Origin of the sequence: Paraburkholderia sp. CNPSo 3076, from assembly GCF_026343935.1 — a bacterium.
GTDB lineage: Bacteria > Pseudomonadota > Gammaproteobacteria > Burkholderiales > Burkholderiaceae > Paraburkholderia > Paraburkholderia nodosa.
The window spans coordinates 64,284-85,196 of record NZ_JAPMAL010000035.1 but is presented as its reverse complement, the minus strand read 5'-3'; the positions used below and the strand labels follow the sequence as shown (position 1 = coordinate 85,196).

Here is a 20,913-nt window from a genome sequence, read left to right as displayed (position 1 = left end):
CTGACCGACTGATGCCGGTACAGCGCCAGCGCGATCACCAGCCACACCACCTGCTGCGCTGGCAGGCGGCGCCGCCGGATGCTGGCGCTGCCGCTGGCCTGAACTGCCTGTTCAATCCATTCATATGGCAGATGCTGGCCCAGCCGATCCCATTCGAACGGCGGGTGCGCATCGACAAGAAGAGGAAGGTCGTCAACCAGCATGGCGACGAAAGTTAACACCGTCGCGCCCTGTTTACAACAGGCGCTCGCCACAAACAAAAATGCCGTTCAGTTGCTTAACTGAACGGCATTAGGGCTTAGGCCCGTCTTTTTGTTTAGACTGACGGCACCGGGCCGTCGCATAGCGAGAGAGGGCGGCCTTGCACGATTCAAGGAGCCGTCATGCCCCACACGCACTACACCACGCTGATCTCGGCCGCCAATCTGCACGAACGCCTGACCGCCGCGCCGGGCAGCGTGCTGGTTTTCGACTGCCGCTTCGATCTCGCCGATCCCGCCGCGGGCGAGAACGCCTATGCGCTCGGCCATCTGCCCGGCGCCCAATACCTGCATCTGGACCGCGACCTCTCGGGCCCGAAGACCGGCAAGAACGGCCGCCATCCGCTGCCCGACCGCTCGGCGCTCGTCGCCACGCTCTTGCTGCGCGGGCTCAACGAAGGCCAGCAGGTCGTGGCCTACGACGCGCAAGGCGGCGCCTACGCCGCGCGCCTGTGGTGGCTTTTGCGCTGGCTCGGCCACGACTCGGTAGCCGTACTCGACGGCGGCCTCAAGGCGTGGGAGGCGGCGGGCTTCCCGCTCGTGCGCGACGTGCCCGCGCCCGCGCGCGGCACCTTCAAGGCCGGCGCACCGCTCCAGGTGACGGTGGACGCGCAGGCCATCGTCCGCAATCTCGCCACGCACGAACTCACGGTCGTCGACGCGCGCGCCGCCGACCGCTATCGCGGCGAAAACGAAACGATCGACCCGGTGGGCGGCCATATTCCTGGCGCGCGCAATCGGTTTTATCAGGACAATCTCACGCCGGATGGCCGCTTCAAGTCGGCGCACGCGCTGCGCGAGGATTTCACGGCGGTGCTGCCGGGCATCACGCCCGAACACGTGGTCCTGCAGTGCGGCTCGGGCGTGACCGCCTGCCACAACGCACTCGCGATGGAGATTGCCGGCCTGCACGGCGCGGCGCTCTATCCCGGTTCGTGGAGCGAATGGAGCGCCGACGCGTCGCGCCCGGTCGCGACAGGCCCCAACCCCTGAGCCGGGAGTCCGGAACGAGGCACGGCGTCACATCACGCCGTGCTCCTTGAACCAGGCAAGCGCGCGCTTCCAGCCGTCTTGCGCATCGGCCTTGCGATAGCTCGGCCGGTAGTCCGCGAAGAACGCGTGGCCCGCATCGTTGTACACGACGATTTGCGAGCCGCGGCCGCCCTGCGGGCCCTGCGCGATGGCGGCCTTCATCTGCTCGAGCGTGTTCTGCGGAATGCTGTTGTCCTGCAAGCCATACATGCCGAGTACCGGCACCTGCAGATTGCCCGCGAGATCGAGCGGATTTTGCGGCGAATTTTCCGTGTGTGCGCCCGCCACGCGGCCATACCAGGAAACCGCCGCCTTGATGCGCGGATTGTGCTCGGCATAGAGCCACGTGTAGACCCCGCCCCAACAGAAGCCATTGACGCCCACGCGCTTCAGATCGCCACCGTCCTCGCCGGCCCAGACAAGCGCCGCGTCGATGTCGCCGAGCACCTGTGCATCGGGCACCTTGCTCGCGATGTTCTCGTTGATCTGCTGAATCGTCGGGTACACGGAGGCGTCGCCCTGGCGCACGAAGAAGTCCGGCGCGATGGCCAGATAGCCGAGTTTCGCAAAGCGCCGGCACACATCGGCGATATGCTCGTGCACGCCGAAGATCTCGTGAATCACGATGATCACCGGCAAGTGCGTCTCGCCGCGCGGCTGTGCGCGATACGCCGGAATGAGCGTGCCGCCCGACTGGAAGCCGATCTCGCCGGCTTCGAGACCTTCGCTGTCGGTGTGGATGGTTTGCGCGGAGACGGGCAGCACGGCAGCGGCGAATCCGCTGCCGAGCGCCGCCTTGATGAAAGTGCGCCGATCGAACGGCACGTGCGGGACGAGGCTATCGAGTTCGGGTTTCAGCATGCAGCGCTCCTTGAAGATCAAACAGCGGAAACAGGCAGAATAGCGCCGCGCCCCGGCCGCAAGCGCCGCTCGATGTAGCCGCTCAGTGCAGCTTCACGCGCGGCAACGTCGTGCGGCGCAGCCAGTGCGCGAAGGTATCGAGCACCATGCGCGCGTAGCCGTGCAGCGCCGCGATGTGCAGCCGGTACAGCGACATGTACATGAAACGGGCAAACAACCCTTCGATCAACATATTCCCGCCGATCAGCCCGCCCATCAGGTTGCCGACCGCGCTGAAGTGGCCGAGCGACACCAGCGAGCCGAAGTCGCGATAGGTGAACTCCTCGAGCGGCTTGCCGGCGAGCAGATTGCCAAGCGACTTGAACAGGAACGTGGCCTGCTGGTGCGCGGCTTGTGCGCGCGGCGGCACACCGCGCTCGTGGCCCGGCCATTCGCAAGCCGCGCAGTCGCCGAGCGCGAAGATGTTGTCGTCGAGTTCCGTTTGCAGCGTACGGCGCACGATCAGCTGGCCGAGCTTGTTGACGGTGAGGCCGTCGAGCCGCGAAAGCACAGCTGGCGCGGTAATACCCGCGGCCCAGACCGTGAGGTCCGCGCGCAGGTTCTTGCCGCTCGCGGTGCGTACGACACCAGGCGCCACTTCGATCACGCGTTCGCTCGTTAGCAGCTTCACGCCGAGCTTCTGCAGCAGCTCGCCCGTTGCCGACGAAACCCGCTCGGGCAATGCAGGCAGGATGCGCGGGCCCGCCTCGATCAGCACGATGCCCACGTCGTGGCGCGGATCGAGCTTGTGCAGTCCATAGGCCGACAGCACCTGCGCGGTGTTGCGCAGCTCGGCGGAAAGCTCGACGCCTGTCGCGCCCGCGCCGATGATCGCCACCTGCACGCGCGGCTCGGCGCCGGCGTCCATGGCCGGCGCGAGGTCGTCCGCCGTCACCTCCGCCGCGACTTTTTCGGGCGCCTGATGTTCGGCGCGCATGCACGCGGCGATCAGGCGCTTGCGAAAGCGCTCGGCCTGCTCGACGGTGTCGAGCGCGATGGAATTCTCGGCCGCGCCCGGCACGCCGAAAAAGTGCGTCGTGCTACCGATTGCGAGCACGAGCGTGTCGTATTCGAGCACGCGCTCGGGCAGCATTTCCGCGCCGTCTTCGTCGAGCACGCGCCCGAGCGTGATGCGCTTCGCCGCGCGGTCGAGCGCGGTCAGCTCGCCCTGCTGGAATTCGAAGCCGTGCCAGCGCGCCTGCGCCGGATATTCGAGCTGATGCGTGAATGGATCCATGCTGCCCGCCGCGACTTCGTGCAGGAGCGGTTTCCAGATATGCGTTGGATTGCGGTCGACCAGCGTGATCGATGCCGCTTGCGGCTTGCCCCGCTTCGCGCGCGCTTCGCCGTAACGATCGCCGAGCCGTGTTGCCAGTTCCAGCCCGCCTGCGCCTCCTCCCACAACGATAAAGCGATGCATAGACTCTCCGTGCATGTCGAAAGGCGATAGAAAGGCCGATGCATCGACAACATACGTGCGAGGCACCGGCCTTCAATCAAATCATTGTCGGCTGACGGAGCGCGCGGCGGCAACCCTTGCGGCGCGCATTCGCGACATCACGCACGCGAGGCTTGCCTTATCGCGCGCATGCAGTTACGTCCTGGTTACGGCTTTTGTGGCACTGCGCATTCAGTATGTACTTAGTAGAGCTTCACTAAGCGCTTCGACGCGCCTTCAATGTGCCTCTTCCCAGTTCTCGCCCACGCCCACTTCGGCGACGAGCGGCACCTTGAGCTGCGCCACCGAGCACATCAGCTCGGGCAAGCGCTTGCGCACTTCGGCGAGTTCGTCGCCCGGCACTTCGAGCACGAGTTCGTCGTGCACCTGCATGATCATCTTCGTGCCGATCTTGCGTTCGTCGAGCCACTTTTGCACCGCGACCATGGAAAGCTTGATGAGGTCGGCGGCCGTCCCCTGCATGGGCGCGTTGATGGCGGCGCGCTCGGCGGCCTGGCGGCGCGGACCGTTGCCGCCGTTGATCTCGGGCAGCCACAGACGGCGGCCGAATACGGTTTCCACATAGCCGCGCGACTTCGCGTCCATGCGCGTTTCGTCCATATAGCGCGCCACGCCCGGATAGCGCGCGAAATAGCGGTCGATATAAAGCTTCGCCGCATCGCGCGTAATGCCGAGATTCGATGCGAGCCCGAACGCGCTCATGCCGTAAATCAGGCCGAAATTGATGACCTTGGCGATGCGCCGCTGGTCCGCGCTCACTTCGAGCGGCGTGACGCCGAACACCTCGGAAGCCGTGGCACGGTGAATGTCGTCGCCGCGCGCGAACGCCGCGAGCAGCGACTCGTCGCCCGAGATATGCGCCATGATGCGCAGTTCGATCTGTGAGTAGTCGGCGGAAACGATCTTGTGCCCCGGCGGCGCGATGAACGCCTCGCGAATGCGCCGGCCTTCGCCCGTACGCACGGGAATGTTCTGCAGATTCGGATCGTTCGACGCGAGACGGCCCGTGACCGCCACGGCCTGCGCGTAGTTCGTGTGCACGCGGCCCGTTTGCGCATTCACCATGCGCGGCAGCTTGTCGGTGTACGTGGACTTGAGCTTGGCAAGACCGCGATGCTCGAGCAGGATCTTGGGCAGCGGGTAATCTTCGGCGAGCTTTTGCAGCACCTCTTCGTCGGTGGAAGGCGCGCCACTGGGCGTTTTCTTCACGACCGGCAATTGCAGCTTCTCGAAAAAGATCTGACCGATCTGCTTGGGCGAGCCCAGATTGAATTCGCCGCCCGCGAGCGCATACGCTTCCTCTTCGAGCGCGATGAGCCGCACGGCGATTTCCGCGCTCTGCCTTTCGAGCCTTTCGGTGTCGATCAGGACACCGTTGCGCTCCATCTTGCGCAGCACGCGCGACGTGGGCAATTCGATGTCGCGATACACGTAATCGAGGCCCTTCTCGGGCGCGATCTGCGGATAGAGCGCGCGATGCAGTTGCAGCGTGACATCCGCGTCTTCGGCTGCGTACTCGGCGGCCTTGTCGAGCGAGACTTCGTCGAAGCCGATCTGCTGCGCGCCCTTTCCCGCCACCTCTTCGTACTTGATCGTCTTGATGCCGAGATGGCGCAGTGCGAGGCTGTCCATGTCGTGGCTGCGATGCGATTCGAGCACATACGATTCGAGCAGCGTGTCATGCTCCACGCCGATCAGCTCGATACCGTAGTTCGCCAGCACCTGCTCGTCGTACTTCATGTGTTGGCCGACTTTCTTGTGCTTCGCGCTTTCGAGCCAGGGCTTCAGGCGCGCGAGCACTTCGTCCTGCGGCAGTTGATCGGGCGCGTCCGGACCGCGATGCGCGAGCGGCAAATAGGCGGCCACGCCAGGTTCCGTCGAGAACGACATACCGACGAGCTTCGCGACCATCGGATCGAGCGCCGTGGTCTCGGTGTCGAACGCGGTGAGTTCGGCGGCTTCGATCTTCCTGAGCCACGTGTCGAACTGCGGCCACGTCTGGATCGTTTCGTAATGGCGCGGGGCATCGACGAACAGCGCGGGCTGCACGATCGCGTCTTTTTCGGGCACGTCGCCTTTGGTCGCAGCGGGCACCGTCTCGCTCTGCTGACTCGCTTCGGTGACTTCGCGCAGCCAGGTCTTGAAGCCGTGGCGCGCGAAGATATCGCGCAGTTCTTCGCGCGCCTCGGCTCGCGTGGCGAGTGACGCTTCGATCGACTCCAGATGCGGCGTGAGATCGCAAGCTGTTTCCACCGTGACGAGCTTTCTCGCCATCGGCAGGAAGTCGAGCGCGTCGCGCAGATAGCCGCCCACGGCGCCCTTGATTTCATCCGCATGCGCGATCACGCCGTCGAGCGAGTCGTATTGCGTGAGCCACTTCACCGCCGTTTTCGGGCCGCACTTGTTCACGCCCGGGACGTTGTCGACGGTGTCGCCAATGAGCGACAGATAATCGATGATGCGCTCCGGCGGCACGCCGAACTTCGCGATCACGCCTTCGCGATCGAGCGTTTCATTCGTCATCGTGTTGATGAGCGTGACGTGGTCCGTCACGAGCTGAGCGAGGTCCTTGTCGCCCGTGGAAACAATGACCTTCATGCCGAGCTTCTCGGCCTCACGGGCGAGCGTGCCGATCACGTCGTCGGCCTCCACGCCTTCGATCATCACGAGCGGCCAGCCGAGCGCGCGCACGGCCGTGTGAATAGGCTCGATTTGTGCTGCGAGCGGCTCGGGCATGGAAGGCCGGTTGGCCTTGTACTCGGGGTACCAGTCGTCGCGGAACGTCTTGCCCTTTGCATCGAACACGCACGCGCTATACTCTGCCGTAACGTCCTTGCGCATGCGACGCAGCATGTTGATGATGCCGTATAGCGCGCCCGTGGGTTCGCCGTCAGGACCGCGCAGATCCGGCATCGCATGGAAGGCCCGATAGAGATAGCTAGAACCGTCGACCAGCAGCAGGGTCTTACCTTCCAGCTCGTTTTGTAGCTTCGTTTCCACGCGTAGTTCTTCAGGCATTATGGACAAGAGAAAAGTGATTCCGAGTCTGCGTTCACTCGCAGATCAAGAGCGCGCGACGGCCAAGAAGGCGCGCGCATCGTGGCAGATGTTCACGATTATGGCAGAGTTTATCGAGGCGACCGAGTACCTGTCCGAGATCCGGCCAGCGGTCAGCATCTACGGTTCCGCCCGCCTGAAACCGGAGTCGAAGTACTACCAGCTCGCCAGCACCATCGCGCGCAAGGTGTCCGATGCGGGCTTTGCCGTGATCTCCGGCGGCGGCCCCGGCATCATGGAAGCCGCGAACCAGGGCGCGCATGCGGGCAAGTCCCCTTCGGTGGGCCTGAACATCGAGTTGCCGCACGAGCAGTCGGGTAACCAGTGGCAGGACATCTCGTTGCGCTTCCGCCATTTCTTCACACGCAAGGTCACGTTCGTGAAGAACTCGGACGCCGTGATCGTCATGCCCGGCGGCTTCGGCACGCTCGACGAACTGGCCGAAGTGCTCACGCTCATCCAGACGAAAAAGTCGCGTCACGTGCCCATCATTCTGGTGGGCGCCGAATTCTGGAAGGGCCTGCTCGACTGGTTCCGCTCGGCGCTGGTGCCCATGGGCCTCATCAATCCCGAAGACATGGACTTGATGCAGGTGATCGACGACCCGGATCAGGTGCTCGAAGCCGTTCTCAAGTTCTACGAAGATGCGGACACTGCCGAAGATACCGGCAAGGAGCACCCGGCGCGCCGCGACCGCGACTCCGACGAAGACCGGATGTTCTATCTCTGATGCATCGCTTGCGGCGCAGCGTGCGGATGGCCTGCGGTTAATGTTTCCGTAGGCCTGCGTACCGCTCGCGCCTCAGCGCATCGCTTCTCTCATGCTTTCTCCGCGCTTGCGGGCACGCCGGGCGCACCGAGCGGCGCCCGCGCGCTCGCCTGCTCCTCCAGCCAGCGGCAAAACTGCACGACGAGCGGCGATTGCGCCACCTCGCGGCGCGCCACCCACCAGTAGCCGCGCGCGTCGAGATGCGGCCCCGCGAGCGGGGTGACGAGACGCCCCGACGCGAGCTCGTCATCGAGCAGCGGCAGCGGGCCAAGCGCGACGCCAAGACCATCCACGGCGGCCTGCAAGGCCAGATAGAAGTGGTCGAACGACTGCTTCTTCCGGCATTTGGCTTTCACGCCTGCAGCCGCGAGCCAGGTGCGCCACGCATCGGGCCGCGTGTCCGAGTGCAGCAGCACGTGGCGTGCAAGATCATTCGCTTGTTGAATCGGCGCTCGTTTGAGCAGCGCCGGACTGCACACCGGCAGTTCCGTCTCGTCGAGAAAATGACCGGCCTCGCAGTCGGGCCAGTGGGCCGGACCGCGTCGCACGGCCACGTCGAAGCCTTCGAGCGTCTCGACCGGCGCGTTCGAGGTCGACAGGCGCAACTCGACGTTCGGCGCGAGGCGCTGGAACTGCGAGAGCCGCGGCAGCAGCCATTTCATCGCGAAGGTAGGCAGCGCGCTCACGCGCAGCACGTGCACCACGCCCATGTCGCGCAACTGGCTGGTTGCGCGCGCGATGTCATCGAATGCCGACTGCACGGCGGCGAGGTAGCGCCGTCCGTCCTCGGTCAGCGCGACCCGCTTGCCGTGCCGGTGAAACACCTGCACGCCGACCCACGCCTCGAGCGCGGCCACCTGCCGGCTGATGGCACCGTGAGTCACATTGAGCTCGCCCGCCGCAGCGGAGAAGCTATTGTGCCGCGCAGCGGCTTCGAACGCGCGCAGCGCGGGAAAGGGAGGAAGGGAGCGTGCCATGCTTGTGAGTGTAGATCACAAGAGCGCACCATAGAAATCGTTTTGCCGCGCGCGCGATTGGGCTTAATCTCCGAACTTGCCTCAGAGGTCCCATCCATTCATGAAACAACCCATCTCATCGCCCGCCGCGGCCGGACATGGCACGGCCGCCGGCCTCCACACGCCGACGGTGCGCGATCTGTTCCTCGGCTTTCTCGGTCTCGGCTTCACATCGTTTGGCGGCGCACTGCCGTTGGCGCGCCGCACCATCGTCGAGCAGCGCCGCTGGCTCACCGCCAGCGAGTTCACCGACCTGCTCGGCCTCTGCCAGTTCTTGCCGGGCGGCAACGTCATCAATCTCTCGGTCGCGCTCGGCATGCGTTTTCAGGGATGGCGCGGCGCGCTCGCGGGCATCCTCGGCCTGATCGCGGGTCCGTCGCTCGTCGTGATCGGGCTTGGCGTGCTCTACGAGCGTACGCAAAACGACCCGCACGTGCGGCATCTGTTCGTCGGGCTCGCCGCGGCGGCCGCCGGGCTGCTCGTCTCGATGGCCCTGAAAATCGTGCTGCCGCTGCGGCGCGATCCCGCCGCGGCCGTCGTCGCCGCGCTCGGCTTCGTGGCCATTGCCGTGCTGCGCACGCCGCTTTTGCCCACCATGCTCGTGCTCACGCCAGTCGGCATCGCGCTCGCGGCCCGCGCGGCCCGCAAGGAAGGAGGCTCGCGATGAGCGCCACACTCGTTGCGCTCGCCGCGATCTTCGGCCAGCTCTCGCTGCTCGCTTTCGGCGGCGGCAACACGATCCTGCCCGAGATGCAGCGTCAGGTCGTCGAGGTCCACCACTGGATGCCCGCGAGCGAGTTCAGCGCGCTATTCGCGCTCGCCCAGGCCGCCCCGGGCCCGAACATGATGGTCGTGACGCTGGTGGGCTGGCACGTGGCCGGCTGGGCAGGCATGCTGGTCACGTCGATTGCGAAGTTCGGGCCGTCGTCGCTCGTCACGATCGCCGCGCTGCATGCGTGGGATCGCTTCAAGGACCGCCCGTGGCGGCGCATCGCGCAAAAGGGGGTCGTGCCGGTGACGGCGGGCCTCGTGGCTGCGAGCGCCGTGCTGATCGCGAGAGCCTCCGATCCTTCGTGGATCGCCTGGGCGATTACCGGCGTGTGCGCCGTGCTCGCGTTTCGCACGAAGATTCATCCGCTGTGGCTGCTTGGTGCGGGGAGCCTGATCGGGTTGACGGGGTTCGGGCAGTAAACGCCCGCCAGCAAATGATTCGGCATCCGAATTTATGCAAGGCGACAGCGCAATTCGACAGACTGGCCGACGCGCACCATGCGCCAGCCAGCCATAAAGCGTCTACTGAAACGCCACCTCCGCAAAGCTGCGCAATTTCCGGCTATGCAGCTTGTGCAAGCCGTTCGTGCGCAGAATCTCCATCGCCTTCACGCCGATCTGCAGATGCTGATCGACCTGCGCGCGATAGAACGAATCGGCCATGCCCGGCAGCTTGAGTTCGCCGTGCAGCGGCTTGTCGGAAACGCACAGCAAGGTGCCATACGGCACGCGAAAGCGGAAGCCGTTCGCGGCGATGGTCGCACTTTCCATGTCGAGCGCGATCGCGCGGCTTTGCGAGAGGCGCTGCACCGGCTCGCGATGATCGCGCAGCTCCCAGTTGCGGTTGTCGACGCTCGCCACCGTCCCCGTGCGCATCACGCGCTTGAGTTCCACGCCGTCGAGCTTCGTGACCTCCGCGACCGCACGCTCGAGCGCGAGCTGCACTTCGGCGAGCGCCGGAATCGGCACCCACAGCGGCAGATCGGCGTCGAGCACGTGATCCTCGCGCACATAGCCGTGCGCGAGCACGTAGTCGCCCAGGCGCTGCGTGTTGCGCAAGCCCGCGCAGTGGCCAAGCATGATCCACGCATGCGGACGCAGCACGGCAATGTGATCGGTGATCGTCTTCGCGTTCGACGGTCCCACGCCGATGTTGATCATCGTGATGCCGCTGCCGTCCGCGCGCTTGAGGTGATAGGCCGGCATTTGCGGCAGGCGCGCCGACGCCGTGCCTTCGTCGTCCTGTTCGCCCAGGTTCGCGTTGTAGGTCACCACATCGCCGGGCTCGACGAACGAGGTGTATTCGCTGCGATAGTTGCGCAGGTCGGCGTCGTCGGTGTGCGCCATCATCGCGCGGCCGAGCTTCACGAACTCGTCGATATAGAACTGGTAGTTCGTGTAGAGCACGTAGTTCTGCACGTGCGTGGGCGACGTGGCCGTGTAGTGCTTGAGCCGATGCAGCGAAAAGTCCACGCGCGGCGCGGTGAAGAGTGCAAGCGGATGCGGCTCGCCCGGCTCCGGCTCATAGGTGCCGTTCACGATGCGGTCGTCGAGCTGCGCGAGATCGGGCGTATCGAACACGTCGCGCATGGCGAAGAGACGCTCGCGGTCGAGATCGCCTTCGAGGTGGATGCCTTCGGCGAACGCGAAGTGCACGGGAATGGGCTGATCCGAAACGCCCACTTCGATGCCCACATGATGGTTCTTCGCCAGCAGGCGCAACTGCTCGCGATAGTAATTGCCGAATAGGTCGGGCCGCGTGACGGTGGTTTCGAACACGCCAGGTCCCGCGACGAAGCCATACGAGCGGCGCGAGTCGATATGCGTGTTGACGTTGGTGCGGATGCGCACGAACGGGTAGCACGCGCGCACGCGGCGCTCGAACGCCTCGCCGCGGCGATAGCGCGCAAACGCGTCGCGCAGGAACGACGTATTCGCTTCGTAGATGCTCGAGAGGCGCGCCACGGCGTCGGCGGCGTCTTCGAAAAATTCGTCCGGGAAGTCGTGCGCCGGCGTCATGAGGGGCCGCGGGTAGCTATCGTTGTTCATCTTCGTTCGCCTCTCCGTTTGATGGATCCACATTACCACGGAAGGTGCGACTTTCTGGCGACGGACCTCGCCGCGCGCAGGGCTTTCGCAGCCCCCGCCGGGCGGGCGCTGCGGGCGCCGCGCACCGCCCGCCGGGCGCGGGCCGCAGCGCTTGCGCGACATGGGGTATAGCGCCCGGATTTGCTAGAATTGGGGCATCCCATCGGAGAAAGACCATGAAGTCGCACCTTCTTGCCGCCGTCGCGGTGACGCTCGCTTTCAGCGGGGTCGCCATGGCCGCGCCGGCCGACGACGCAAAGACCGCCGTCGAGGCACAATCCGCGCAGTCCGAGAACGAACGCGCGGGCCTGCCCGATCTGGCTGCGATCAACAACAAGCCGGCCGCACGCGTCACCTCGAAGGTCAACATCAACGACGTGCCGCGCGTGCCCAGCTATCACGAAGTGAGCCCGAACGGCACCGAAATCACCGAGTTCCGCGACAAGGGCAAACCCGTCGAGATCAACGTGCATTCGAACTTCGGCACGCGCTACACGATGAGCGCGAACCCAGACACCTCGCCGCAAGTGCGCAACAACGGCCAGGCCAGCACGCGCCTGCCGTCGATCAACCTGCATTACTGAGCCATCCGGGCGCGCGCATGCCTTGATGGGGCATGTCCGCGCCAACGCCATGTGCGCCGCCCCATAAGCCGGGCCGCGGCCATCGCGCTTGAGCCGGACACGCCTGCAAGCCCCTCGGGCAGCACCTCGCAGCGTTCGCCGACCCGCCATTACCAATCAACCGACCTTCTTGCATGGCCGTCTTCACCGCTGTCACCGACCAAGAGCTTGCCCAATGGCTGCGCGACTACGATCTCGGCGATGTCGTCGAATTTCGCGGCATCCAGTCCGGCATTGAAAACAGCAACTTCTTCCTGACGACGACGCGCGGCGAATACGTCCTGACGATCTTCGAAAAGCTGACGGCCGAACAACTGCCGTTCTACCTCGACCTGATGCGGCATCTCGCCTCGCACCGCGTGCCGGTACCCGACCCCATGCCGCGCAAGGACGGCGCGCTTTTCGGTCTGCTGCACGGCAAGCCCGCCGCCATCGTCTCGAAGCTCGAAGGCAAGCCCGAACTCGCACCCGGCGTGGAGCACTGCGCGGAAGTGGGCCAGATGCTCGCGCGCCTGCACCTGGCGGGCCGCGACTACCGCGGCGACCAGCCGAATCTGCGCAGCCTTTCGTGGTGGGAAGAAACGGTGCCGGCGGTGCTGCCGTTTCTGGACGACGCCCAGCGCACGCTCCTCACGAGCGAACTCGACCACCAGCGCGCATTCTTCGGCTCGGCCGACTACGCGGCGCTGCCGGGCGGTCCGTGCCATTGCGACCTGTTCCGCGACAATGCGATGTTCGCGCACTCGCACCCGGCGCCGGGCCACGAAGTTCGGCTAGGCGGCTTTTTCGACTTCTATTTCGCCGGCTGCGACAAGTGGCTCTTCGACGTGGCCGTGACCGTGAACGACTGGTGCGTCGACCTCGCCACGGGCAAGCTCGACACCGCACGCGCCGACGCGCTCTTGCGCGCCTACCAGACCGTGCGCCCGTTCACGCCCGAAGAAACGCGGCACTGGATGGACATGCTGCGCGCAGGCGCGTACCGCTTCTGGGTCTCGCGCCTGTATGATTTCCACCTGCCCCGCTCGGCCGAACTGCTCAAGCCGCACGATCCCGGCCACTTCGAGCGCATTCTGCGCGAACGCCTCGCCGGCAGCGAGGCGGGCTCCCTTCACGCCTTGCCCCATCGCCCATGCAACTAATCGAAGTCTCCGCGAAGACGGGCTACGTCTGGTTCCGCCAGGGTATCTGGCTGTTCCGCCGCAATCCGCTCGCATTTCTCACACTGTTTTTCGCCTATTTGCTGGCGATGACGCTGATCTCCGCCATTCCCGTGATCGGCGGCGTGCTGCCGCTGCTGTTCGTGCCCGGCGTGGCTGTCGGCTTCATGGCGGCGTGCCGTGACACGATCGCGGGCAAACCGGTGTTCCCGACCATTCTGATCGACGGCTTTCGTTCGTACGGCAGCAACGTGGCGAAGCACCTGCTGGCGCTCGGGGCGATTTACGTGGTGGCGATGCTGTTGGTGCTGGCCGCGTCTGCGTTCGTGGACGGTGGCGCGCTATTGCGGCTGATGACCATCGGCGGCGACCTCGACGCGCAAGCGCTCGCCAACAGCGACGTGCCTCTCGCGGTGCTTGCTTCGCTGCTCTGCTACGTGCCGGTGTCGATGCTGTTCTGGTTTGCGCCCGTGCTCACGGCGTGGCACGACGTGCCGCCCGTCAAGGCCATGTTCTTCAGCATCGTGAGCTGCTGGCGCAACAAGGGCGCGTTCATGGTGTACGGGGCGCTGTGGTTCGCGGTCTCGACTGTCGTATCGATCGGACTGTCGACGCTTCTGCGCGCGCTCGGCGCCGGTGACTTCACGGTCGCGATCCTGATGCCCGCGCTCATCATCGTGACGACGATGCTCTATTGCTCGTTCTACGCGACTTACCGCGGCTGCTTCGGCGTGCAGGAAAAGCAGGCCGCCGAAATGCCAGACTCGGGCCGCTGAACGGCGCAGCAGTCCTTCACGCGCACCACGCAAAAACGGCGCCTCGGGGCGCCGTGTTCAATCTTGCCCCGTTAGCGGGGCACAGCATTCCTGCTTAGCCGTAGTGGTTCATCCACGACGGGTGGCGCGTGGCCTTCTCGCGATCCATCTTCTGCATGCGGAATTCGAGATCGTAGATGTCGACGGACTGCGCGAGATACGCTTCCTCGCGCTGCTGGCGGCGAGCTTCGGCGGTTTCGGAGAGGAACAGGAAAAGACGGCTGAGCAGGTACATGATTTGGCCCTTCTTTGACGGGCACGCGCCCGCGAATCGAATGAACCAATTATAGGGTAAACCCTGTTAAGGGTAAACCCCAAAATTGCCCGTAGTCGCTTTTAACCAACGTCCTGTGTCAATTCAGCCTCGTAGGCCTCGTCGAAGGCCTCGCGGCGGTGAGCCTCGAAAAAGTCCCAGATCAGCGTGCTCGCGTCCGGTCCCGTCGAGGAATGGAATGGCACGGTGTCGTCGCCGCCGCTCCAGGCGTGGTCGAGGTCCGCCACGCGGCACAGCCGCACGACGCTCGCGCCATCGAGCTCGTAATCCTGTTCGCGATAGCCGTCCTTGAAGGTCTCGCGCGACACGACGCCCTGACGCACGCCGCGCGTATCCGCAAGACCGTTCAAACGCAGCAGTTGCACCGCGAGCTGTTCCGCGTTGACGGGTGCGACGACGGCATCCGCATCGCCCTGCACGACGATCGCCGGCATGCCCGCGTGGATGCGCGCGCCCAATTGGGTATCAACGAGCGCCACCGGATCGTGGTGCACGCCGCGCCGCATCACGTCGAGCGCCGAAACGCCGGAGCGTGCTTCACCGAAAGCGGGGCCGGAATGCAACGCGATGGCGGCGAAACGGCTGGGCGAGCGCACCGCGAGCAGCATCGCGAGCCCCGCGCCCGCCGACAACCCTGCCAGATAGACGCGCGAGCGGTCGAAGCCATGCTCCTCGACGAGCGAGTCGACCAGCGAAACGACAGAAGCCGCTTCGCCGCCGCCCGCTGCGTCGCGCGAGTCGTACCAATGCCAGCATTGGTGCGGGTGCGCGCGTTCCGACTGCTCGGGATACACCACCGCGAAACCATGGCGGTCGGCGAGCAGATTCATGCGGGTGCCTTCGGCGAAGGAGTCCATCGACTGCTTGCATCCGTGGAGCATCACGACGAGCGGCATGCCCGCCGTTTTGCCCCCCGGCGGCAAATAGAGCCCGTAAGGAAGCGAGCGCCCGGCATGCTGGTCGTTCGCCGGCACAAGGTGCTCCGCGCGGCGCCATTCGCCCGCGGCCCAGGCGGTCGCCCGCGGACCCACGCGCGACTCGCGCACCGGCGCACCGCTGCGCGCCTGCGCGGCATGCCCGGCCGCCTGCTCGGCTGCGGCCTGGGCGGCGCGCCAGATTGCCTGCGGCTTGGGCGTATCGATCCCCGCGCCTTTCAGGGCGTCGCGGGTCGCCCGGGTCTGAATGGCGAGCAGACGTCGCACGCCACCGGCCCATAGCTTCGTCAGATTTTTCGTCATCTATGGCCTCGTAAAAGGGTCCGACACATCGTGGCGTTTTGCCGCGATCCGTCGTTGTGCAACGCACAATAACACCATTTGAACGACGCTGCAGATCGGACCCATTCGATTCCGTTCTCGTGTGGTTTCGACGTCGCAAGCCTTCGTCCATGCGAGGCAGCTATACTGGAAGCTCGTCTTACGCGCTTGTCGGCCGGCGAGGCGGCTCGCGCGTTAAGTCGCTATGAAGTAGCGGTTAAGCACCTGCAACCCCAGAATCCTCTTCAGATAGCCGGCAGCGCGGACACATGCCAGATTTGCCCATTCACCTTTGGTACTCGATTACCAACCTCGGCGGCGCAGGCCTCACCCTGCCGCTCGCGTTGGCGATCGCGCTGTGGCTCATGGTCGGCTACTCGTGGCGCATGACGGCGAGCTGGGTGTTGGTGCTCGGCCTGGCTATCGGCCTCGTGACGCTCACCAAGATCGCCTTTCTCGGCTGGGGCGTGGGGGTAAGAGAACTGGATTTCACCGGGATCAGCGGCCACGCCATGCTGTCAACGGCCGTCTATCCCGTCGCGTTCTTCCTGATGCTGCAAGGCGCGCCGTCCTTCGTGCGCGCCGCGGGCGTGACCATCGGGCTCGCGGTGGGGCTCGCGGTCGCGCTCTCGCGCGTGATGCTCGACGCTCACTCGCCTTCCGAGGCCGTCACGGGCTGCGTGGTCGGGGCGCTCACCGCGCTCGTGTTCGCGCGCTACTGGTGGCAGGCGCAGGCCCAGCGAATTTCGGCGGCGGTCGTCGCGCTGAGCCTCGCGGCACTGACTGTCGCACTGCACAACGTGCATGTGCCCACGCATCGCTGGGTCACGAACATCGCGCTCACGGTTTCAGGTCACGACCGTCCCTACGTGCGCGCCAAATGGAAGGCCAACCGAGCTAACCGCGCGCCGGTCGCGCCCGTCTCGCAAACCCGCAACGGACTCACCCCGCCCGCGCAGCACGCCTGAACCCGCCTGACTGGCGGCACCCCGCTCGCCCGCCGCTCATCCGGCCACCCCTAGCAACACGCTCGAGGCCTTGAACACGGCCGTCGCCGCTTGCCCTGCAGCGAATCCCAAAGCGTCCACGCTCGCTTCGGTCACGATCGCGGCGATCACGGTGCCGCCCGGCAAGGCGAGCGTCACTTCGGCGTTCACGGCGCCGTGCCGCACGACCTCGATCGTCCCGCTCAGCCGGTTGCGCGCCGAAAGCCGCGCCGCATCCGCCGCGCTCGCGACCAGCACGACCGAACTCGCCTTCACGAGCGCCACCACGGGCGCGCCCATGGCAAGCCCGAGCGCTTCGGCGCCCTCGTGCGTGATCGTGGCCACGAGGACTTCGCCGCCGGGCAGCGCGATCGACACCTCGTCGTTCACCGCGCCCCGCACGATCCCCGAGACGGTGCCAAAGAGCTGATTGCGCGCGCTCGTGCGCATGGCGAAGCGGCCGAGCACGGCCACGTCGCGCGCGAATCCGCCAGCGTGTGCATCGTCGCCTTCGCTCGAAACTGCCCCGAGCGCATGCGCCGCGCGCTCGATAAAGCGCTGGTGCTCGTGCTCGATGGCGCGAAACGTCTCGACGAGCCGCAGCGCCCGCGGCGTGAGCGTCGTCCCGCCGCCGCCCTTGCCGCCCGTAGCGCGCACCACGAGCGCCTCGCCCGCGAGATTGTTCATGACGTCGACGGCATCCCAGGCGCCCTTGTAGCTCATGCCGACCGCTTTCGCGGCACCTGTGATCGAACCGGTTGCATGGATGGCTTCCAGCAGCGCAATGCGCGCCGCGCCACCTAGCATCTGCTGGCCGGACTGAAACCAGACCGAGCCACCCAGACCCAGTTCCGGCGCTTCGGCGGGTGGGTACGTGTCAGTGGAACCGGCGTCGGCGTGGCCGGCTCCGGTGGGTGCGGAGGTCGGGTCAGTGGGATTCATCATGCGCAAAACAAGTCAAAACAAGACGAAATGAGCGATGGTTCGGCGTGGTTCGCCATCCGCCAAACCGCCAATCTGCGCCAACGATTATAGAGACGCGCGCGTCAGGCGCCGCGCGGCACCTTCGGCTCGCCCAGTTCGCGCAGCAGGCGCTCGCCCTCCTTCGCGGTATAGCGCTTGACGGCCTCGCACCAGCCGCGCGCGAACCCGAGCTGATACGGCTCGGCATCCATGCGCTCGAGATAGCGCAGGGCCACTGCGGCGTCGTTGCCGTCGCCGAGCACGCTCTGCAGCCGCGCGAGCGTGCGCGCCACCTCCACGCGCGTGCGGCGCGACGTGAGCGTGGCGAAGAATTCGATCGTGTAGCGCAAATACTTCGCATTGATGCGCGCGCGGTGACGGCTCGCCTCGTCGATGGCAGTGAGCTTTTGCGTGCCCGCTAGCTGATCGTAGTAGCGCCGCACGCGCTTCTTCGCGTGTCGGTGCAGCGAAAACCCGGCGCTGCCGGCGTCGTGCGCGCGCCGCGCGAGGAGGTCGAGCCACTGGAGCCACGCCAGCGCCGCGAGCGCATAGCGCGGCGAAGCCAGCGCCTCGCGCAGCCGAGCGCGCGCGGCGAGCCGTTGCGCGTTTGCCGCGTCGCGAATCGCGTCCCAGCGCCCCGGCTCGACGTCAGCGGCGGCGAGCGCCGGCAGCGTCGATTCAACGAAGACATCGCAGTCGCGCGCATCGCCGAGCAGGCCGCCGAGCCATTTTAGCTCCGGCTCGATGCGCGTCTCCCAGGTCTCGTCGCACCAGCGCGAGAAGATGCGCATGGCGGTGCGCAGCCGCCGCTGCGACACGCGCATCTGATGGATGAACTCGCCGTTCGTGCTGCCGCGTACGCCGGCGTCATTGCCGAACCACTGCGCGCTGATGTTGCGCCCGATCGCCACGAGCGCGGCCTCGGCCGTAGCCGCGCCGGCCAGATCCACGGCTTCGGCCTTGATGGCTTCGGCGTCGCCGGTCACGCTGCCGGCGGTGGCGCGCTCGAGCGCGTCGGTCAGGCGCACGAATGCGGGCAGCGCCCCGATCAGGTCGCCAGCACAGGCAAACAGCGCATCGACGATGGGCCGCTCGTCCTCGCCTTCGGGCCAGGGTGCGCTCACGCGTAACTCGTGCAACTCGTGCAAGTTCGGCGGTGGCGCCGCATCGGCGCGGTAAGTGTCCTGAGCCACCGGTTCTTGCGGCGCTGCCGACGGCTTGTGCAAGTCTTCGTCGAACGTGAGCAGCACCTCGATGCCGTCGCGCGGCCAGTGCCAGCGGCTGCGCGTCGCCACGAGCGTGGCCGAGGCAGACAGATCGTCCGCGCTGCCCAGCGCCTCGCGAAACGGCTCGGGCGCGGCGTCGAAGAGCGCATGCGCGATGCCGTGCGCATCGAGCGCCGCCTCGAAGATCGGTGCGACCACGGTGACCCCCGGCGTATGAACGCGCCGGCTCGACACGACGACGCGCCGCGTGTCGCCGCGCGATTCGACCGCCACGCGCCAGCCGAGCCCCCCAAGGACGCCGCCGCGGTCGAAGGCAACCGTCGTCACGCACTCGCGCACCTCGGGCAGCGCCACGAGCGGCGGCAAAGCCGCGCACAGGCTGGCGGCCCGCTCCGATGGTTTCGGGCTGGCGTGCGCCCTGGACACCGCTCCCGTGGCGGCGGCGGCTTTTGCGCTTTTTATATCCGGCGCTGCCGGGATCACGACATCCAGCACGATTTCCAGAACGCGATCCATGAACGCTCCAGGGTTCTGTGGGTGGGCGCGACGGCTTAGAACAGTGCAAGCGGATGGAGAGCCAGGAACTGCGACGACGCGATCGATGGTACACGCGAGCGCGCCTCGATGCCCCAGGTAACGTCCCTGACCTTCCGGCAACCGGACTCTGATGATGGTCAAGACTGCCACGGCGAGACGGTGGAAAAATAATTACGTTTCAATCTTTCTTATTTTGCCTGTCTGTAAGGAGTGTTGAGTGTTCCCTGAGTACAGAGATTTGATTTCGCGCCTCAAGATCCAGGACGGCCATTTCGCCCGGATTTTTCATCGTCACAACGAGCTCGACCAGCAGATCAAGAACATGGAGGCGGGTGTCGTGGCCTCGCACGGCATGGAAGTCGAGCAACTGAAAAAGGAAAAGCTCCAACTCAAGGACTCGCTCTACCTCATCCTCAAAAAAGCGGCAAACGCCTGAACCCGGCGGCGTCCAGCGCCGGCTGTTAGCGGGCCGGCGCTGGCCATCGGCGCGCCGGCTATTGCCCCGGCGCTGCCCTGCCAATCAAGCCGCGACGACTTCCCTGCGCTCCATTGCCGCCCGCGCTTCGATGCATCCGCTTTGAATGCGAGTCACTCTGCGCGCACGCCCATCCCCCGCATCCGCCGACACCATGCCCAAATCCACCCCCTACTCCGCTTCCGACACCGCCAGCCCCGGTGCGCGACTGCCGCTCGTCACGCCCCGCAGCGCCGAGTTGCGCGCCGTCGACAGTGCCGTCGAGTCCGCGAGCGAGGCCATCGCGGGCGCAGTCCACGATCTCGTCGCGCGCACTCGCGCCGGGCACAATCCGCCCGCCATGCTGCTCGAGTCGATCGCGGCATTGATGCAAGGCATGTCGCCCGACGAAGCCGCCCAGTTGCGCAGCCTGATCCTCGAAGGCAACCCTGCCGACTGGCGCAGCTCGCGCACGCGCCACCCCGACGAGGAACTCGCCTCCGGTTGGCGCGAAGGCGGTTATCCGTATCGCAATTTGATGTCGCGCCGCGCCTACGAGCGGCAGAAGTACCGGCTGCAGGTCGAACTGCTCAAGCTCCAGGCGTGGGTGCGCGAAACCGGTCAGCGCGTGGTGATCCTGTTCGAGGGCCGCGACGCAGCCGGCAAGGGCGGCACGATCAAGCGCTTCATGGAGCATCTGAACCCGCGCGGCGCGCGCGTCGTCGCGCTCGAAAAGCCCACCGAAGTGGAGCGCGGCCAGTGGTATTTCCAGCGCTACGTGCAGCATCTGCCTTCGGCGGGGGAGATCGTGCTGTTCGATCGGTCCTGGTACAACCGCGCGGGCGTCGAGCATGTCATGGGCTTCTGCACGCCTGAGGAATATGCCGATTTCATGCGGCAAGTTCCGGAGTTCGAACGGCAGTTGATCCGTAGCGGCATCCACCTGATCAAGTTCTGGTTTTCGGTAAGCCGTGGCGAGCAGCGGCGGCGCTTCAAGGAACGCAAGGTGCATCCGCTCAAGCAATGGAAGCTGAGTCCTGTCGATCTCGCTTCGCTCGACAAGTGGGAGGCGTACACGCAGGCGAAAGAAGCGATGTTCTCGCAGACGGACACCGCCGATGCGCCCTGGACGGTCGTCCGCTCCGATTGCAAGAAACGCGCGCGGCTCAACGCCTTGCGATTCGTGCTGCATAAGCTGCAATACGCTAGCCGGGATGGGGAGGCGATTGGGGTAGTCGATCCGTTGCTGGTGAGTCGTGCGCTGTAG

At 65.8% G+C, this 20,913-nt stretch carries 20 protein-coding genes; 10 read left to right on the top strand and 10 right to left on the bottom strand.

Features of this window, described 5'->3' with window-relative positions:
• Positions 1-203: transposase domain-containing protein (locus tag M3A49_RS33320; protein ID WP_266230463.1), on the bottom strand; the 203-nt coding region annotated here is incomplete at its 3' end.
• 180 nt (positions 204-383) lie between these two features.
• Here M3A49_RS33320 and M3A49_RS33315 point away from each other — a divergent pair.
• Complete coding sequence (locus M3A49_RS33315; RefSeq protein ID WP_254354103.1) at positions 384-1,253, top strand: sulfurtransferase; 870 nt, start codon at positions 384-386, stop codon at positions 1,251-1,253.
• Positions 1,254-1,280: 27 nt separating this feature from the next.
• Here the strand turns inward: M3A49_RS33315 and M3A49_RS33310 are convergent, their stop codons facing one another.
• From M3A49_RS33310 to polA, 3 genes are all read right to left on the bottom strand, one after another.
• Positions 1,281-2,153, bottom strand: coding sequence for a dienelactone hydrolase family protein (locus M3A49_RS33310; RefSeq protein ID WP_266232753.1), 873 nt, complete (start codon positions 2,151-2,153; stop codon positions 1,281-1,283).
• A gap of 82 nt (positions 2,154-2,235) precedes the next feature.
• Positions 2,236-3,612: an NAD(P)/FAD-dependent oxidoreductase gene (locus M3A49_RS33305; protein ID WP_254354105.1), complete on the bottom strand. Its 1,377-nt coding sequence runs from the start codon at positions 3,610-3,612 to the stop codon at positions 2,236-2,238.
• Positions 3,613-3,867: 255 nt separating this feature from the next.
• The gene (polA, locus tag M3A49_RS33300; RefSeq protein ID WP_323183450.1) at positions 3,868-6,669 is read right to left on the bottom strand and encodes a DNA polymerase I; all 2,802 of its coding nucleotides are present in this window, start codon (positions 6,667-6,669) and stop codon (positions 3,868-3,870) included.
• 1 nt (position 6,670) lies between these two features.
• Here polA and M3A49_RS33295 point away from each other — a divergent pair, with 1 nt between their 5' ends.
• Positions 6,671-7,438, top strand: a complete 768-nt coding sequence (locus tag M3A49_RS33295; RefSeq protein ID WP_028202964.1) for a TIGR00730 family Rossman fold protein — start codon at positions 6,671-6,673, stop codon at positions 7,436-7,438.
• A gap of 89 nt (positions 7,439-7,527) precedes the next feature.
• Here M3A49_RS33295 and M3A49_RS33290 read toward each other — a convergent pair whose 3' ends face one another.
• Complete coding sequence (locus tag M3A49_RS33290) at positions 7,528-8,454, bottom strand: transcriptional regulator GcvA (RefSeq protein ID WP_266232752.1); 927 nt, start codon at positions 8,452-8,454, stop codon at positions 7,528-7,530.
• A 100-nt stretch (positions 8,455-8,554) separates the two neighbouring features.
• Between M3A49_RS33290 and M3A49_RS33285 the strand changes: the two genes are divergently transcribed.
• Positions 8,555-9,160, top strand: coding sequence for a chromate transporter (locus M3A49_RS33285; protein ID WP_266232751.1), 606 nt, complete (start codon positions 8,555-8,557; stop codon positions 9,158-9,160).
• Positions 9,157-9,684, top strand: coding sequence for a chromate transporter (locus M3A49_RS33280; RefSeq protein ID WP_266232750.1), 528 nt, complete (start codon positions 9,157-9,159; stop codon positions 9,682-9,684). Before M3A49_RS33285 ends, M3A49_RS33280 begins: the two co-directional genes overlap by 4 nt.
• A 102-nt stretch (positions 9,685-9,786) precedes the next feature.
• On the opposite strand, the gene M3A49_RS33275 is transcribed toward M3A49_RS33280, so the two are convergent.
• Positions 9,787-11,283 (bottom strand): AMP nucleosidase, encoded by a 1,497-nt coding sequence (locus M3A49_RS33275; RefSeq protein WP_416339064.1) that lies wholly within the window; start codon positions 11,281-11,283, stop codon positions 9,787-9,789.
• A 245-nt stretch (positions 11,284-11,528) separates the two neighbouring features.
• Here M3A49_RS33275 and M3A49_RS33270 point away from each other — a divergent pair, with 245 nt between their 5' ends.
• From M3A49_RS33270 to M3A49_RS33260, 3 genes are all read left to right on the top strand, one after another.
• On the top strand, positions 11,529-11,936 hold the full coding sequence (locus tag M3A49_RS33270) for a hypothetical protein (RefSeq protein ID WP_028202960.1): 408 nt from the start codon (positions 11,529-11,531) through the stop codon (positions 11,934-11,936).
• A gap of 173 nt (positions 11,937-12,109) precedes the next feature.
• Complete coding sequence (locus M3A49_RS33265; protein ID WP_266232748.1) at positions 12,110-13,117, top strand: homoserine kinase; 1,008 nt, start codon at positions 12,110-12,112, stop codon at positions 13,115-13,117.
• On the top strand, positions 13,108-13,911 hold the full coding sequence (locus tag M3A49_RS33260; protein ID WP_254354110.1) for a BPSS1780 family membrane protein: 804 nt from the start codon (positions 13,108-13,110) through the stop codon (positions 13,909-13,911). The genes M3A49_RS33265 and M3A49_RS33260 overlap by 10 nt, the downstream gene beginning before the upstream one ends.
• A 94-nt stretch (positions 13,912-14,005) precedes the next feature.
• Here the strand turns inward: M3A49_RS33260 and M3A49_RS33255 are convergent, their stop codons facing one another.
• Both M3A49_RS33255 and M3A49_RS33250 read right to left on the bottom strand, forming a co-directional pair.
• Positions 14,006-14,185: a DUF3563 family protein gene (locus M3A49_RS33255; protein ID WP_028202957.1), complete on the bottom strand. Its 180-nt coding sequence runs from the start codon at positions 14,183-14,185 to the stop codon at positions 14,006-14,008.
• Positions 14,186-14,286: 101 nt separating this feature from the next.
• Positions 14,287-15,462 carry a PHB depolymerase family esterase gene (locus tag M3A49_RS33250; RefSeq protein ID WP_266232747.1) on the bottom strand — a complete coding sequence of 392 codons (1,176 nt, stop codon included), beginning with the start codon at positions 15,460-15,462 and terminating at the stop codon, positions 14,287-14,289.
• 287 nt (positions 15,463-15,749) lie between these two features.
• Here M3A49_RS33250 and M3A49_RS33245 point away from each other — a divergent pair, with 287 nt between their 5' ends.
• Entirely contained in the window at positions 15,750-16,448 is a 699-nt protein-coding gene (locus M3A49_RS33245) for a phosphatase PAP2 family protein (protein ID WP_266232746.1), read from the top strand.
• 36 nt (positions 16,449-16,484) lie between these two features.
• Here the strand turns inward: M3A49_RS33245 and M3A49_RS33240 are convergent, their stop codons facing one another.
• On the bottom strand, positions 16,485-17,411 hold the full coding sequence (locus tag M3A49_RS33240; RefSeq protein WP_266232745.1) for a TOBE domain-containing protein: 927 nt from the start codon (positions 17,409-17,411) through the stop codon (positions 16,485-16,487).
• Between the two features lie 101 nt (positions 17,412-17,512).
• Positions 17,513-19,171: a CHAD domain-containing protein gene (locus M3A49_RS33235; RefSeq protein WP_266232744.1), complete on the bottom strand. Its 1,659-nt coding sequence runs from the start codon at positions 19,169-19,171 to the stop codon at positions 17,513-17,515.
• Positions 19,172-19,409: 238 nt separating this feature from the next.
• Between M3A49_RS33235 and M3A49_RS33230 the strand changes: the two genes are divergently transcribed.
• Positions 19,410-19,628, top strand: coding sequence for a YdcH family protein (locus M3A49_RS33230; protein WP_266232743.1), 219 nt, complete (start codon positions 19,410-19,412; stop codon positions 19,626-19,628).
• A 193-nt stretch (positions 19,629-19,821) separates the two neighbouring features.
• Entirely contained in the window at positions 19,822-20,913 is a 1,092-nt protein-coding gene (ppk2, locus tag M3A49_RS33225; RefSeq protein ID WP_416339063.1) for a polyphosphate kinase 2, read from the top strand.

What these genes read in the sequence shown, in the direction of transcription:
- M3A49_RS33315 (WP_254354103.1), top strand. Translation starts at nt 384, where the DNA reads ATGCCCCACACGCACTACACCACGCTGATCTCGGCCGCCAATCTGCAC.
- M3A49_RS33310 (WP_266232753.1), bottom strand. Translation starts at nt 2,153, where the DNA reads ATGCTGAAACCCGAACTCGATAGCCTCGTCCCGCACGTGCCGTTCGAT.
- M3A49_RS33305 (WP_254354105.1), bottom strand. Translation starts at nt 3,612, where the DNA reads ATGCATCGCTTTATCGTTGTGGGAGGAGGCGCAGGCGGGCTGGAACTG.
- polA (WP_323183450.1), bottom strand. Translation starts at nt 6,669, where the DNA reads ATGCCTGAAGAACTACGCGTGGAAACGAAGCTACAAAACGAGCTGGAA.
- M3A49_RS33295 (WP_028202964.1), top strand. Translation starts at nt 6,671, where the DNA reads ATGGACAAGAGAAAAGTGATTCCGAGTCTGCGTTCACTCGCAGATCAA.
- M3A49_RS33290 (WP_266232752.1), bottom strand. Translation starts at nt 8,454, where the DNA reads ATGGCACGCTCCCTTCCTCCCTTTCCCGCGCTGCGCGCGTTCGAAGCC.
- M3A49_RS33285 (WP_266232751.1), top strand. Translation starts at nt 8,555, where the DNA reads ATGAAACAACCCATCTCATCGCCCGCCGCGGCCGGACATGGCACGGCC.
- M3A49_RS33280 (WP_266232750.1), top strand. Translation starts at nt 9,157, where the DNA reads ATGAGCGCCACACTCGTTGCGCTCGCCGCGATCTTCGGCCAGCTCTCG.
- M3A49_RS33275 (WP_416339064.1), bottom strand. Translation starts at nt 11,283, where the DNA reads ATGACGCCGGCGCACGACTTCCCGGACGAATTTTTCGAAGACGCCGCC.
- M3A49_RS33270 (WP_028202960.1), top strand. Translation starts at nt 11,529, where the DNA reads ATGAAGTCGCACCTTCTTGCCGCCGTCGCGGTGACGCTCGCTTTCAGC.
- M3A49_RS33265 (WP_266232748.1), top strand. Translation starts at nt 12,110, where the DNA reads ATGGCCGTCTTCACCGCTGTCACCGACCAAGAGCTTGCCCAATGGCTG.
- M3A49_RS33260 (WP_254354110.1), top strand. Translation starts at nt 13,108, where the DNA reads ATGCAACTAATCGAAGTCTCCGCGAAGACGGGCTACGTCTGGTTCCGC.
- M3A49_RS33255 (WP_028202957.1), bottom strand. Translation starts at nt 14,185, where the DNA reads ATGTACCTGCTCAGCCGTCTTTTCCTGTTCCTCTCCGAAACCGCCGAA.
- M3A49_RS33250 (WP_266232747.1), bottom strand. Translation starts at nt 15,462, where the DNA reads ATGACGAAAAATCTGACGAAGCTATGGGCCGGTGGCGTGCGACGTCTG.
- M3A49_RS33245 (WP_266232746.1), top strand. Translation starts at nt 15,750, where the DNA reads ATGCCAGATTTGCCCATTCACCTTTGGTACTCGATTACCAACCTCGGC.
- M3A49_RS33240 (WP_266232745.1), bottom strand. Translation starts at nt 17,411, where the DNA reads ATGATGAATCCCACTGACCCGACCTCCGCACCCACCGGAGCCGGCCAC.
- M3A49_RS33235 (WP_266232744.1), bottom strand. Translation starts at nt 19,171, where the DNA reads ATGGATCGCGTTCTGGAAATCGTGCTGGATGTCGTGATCCCGGCAGCG.
- ppk2 (WP_416339063.1), top strand. Translation starts at nt 19,822, where the DNA reads ATGCCCAAATCCACCCCCTACTCCGCTTCCGACACCGCCAGCCCCGGT.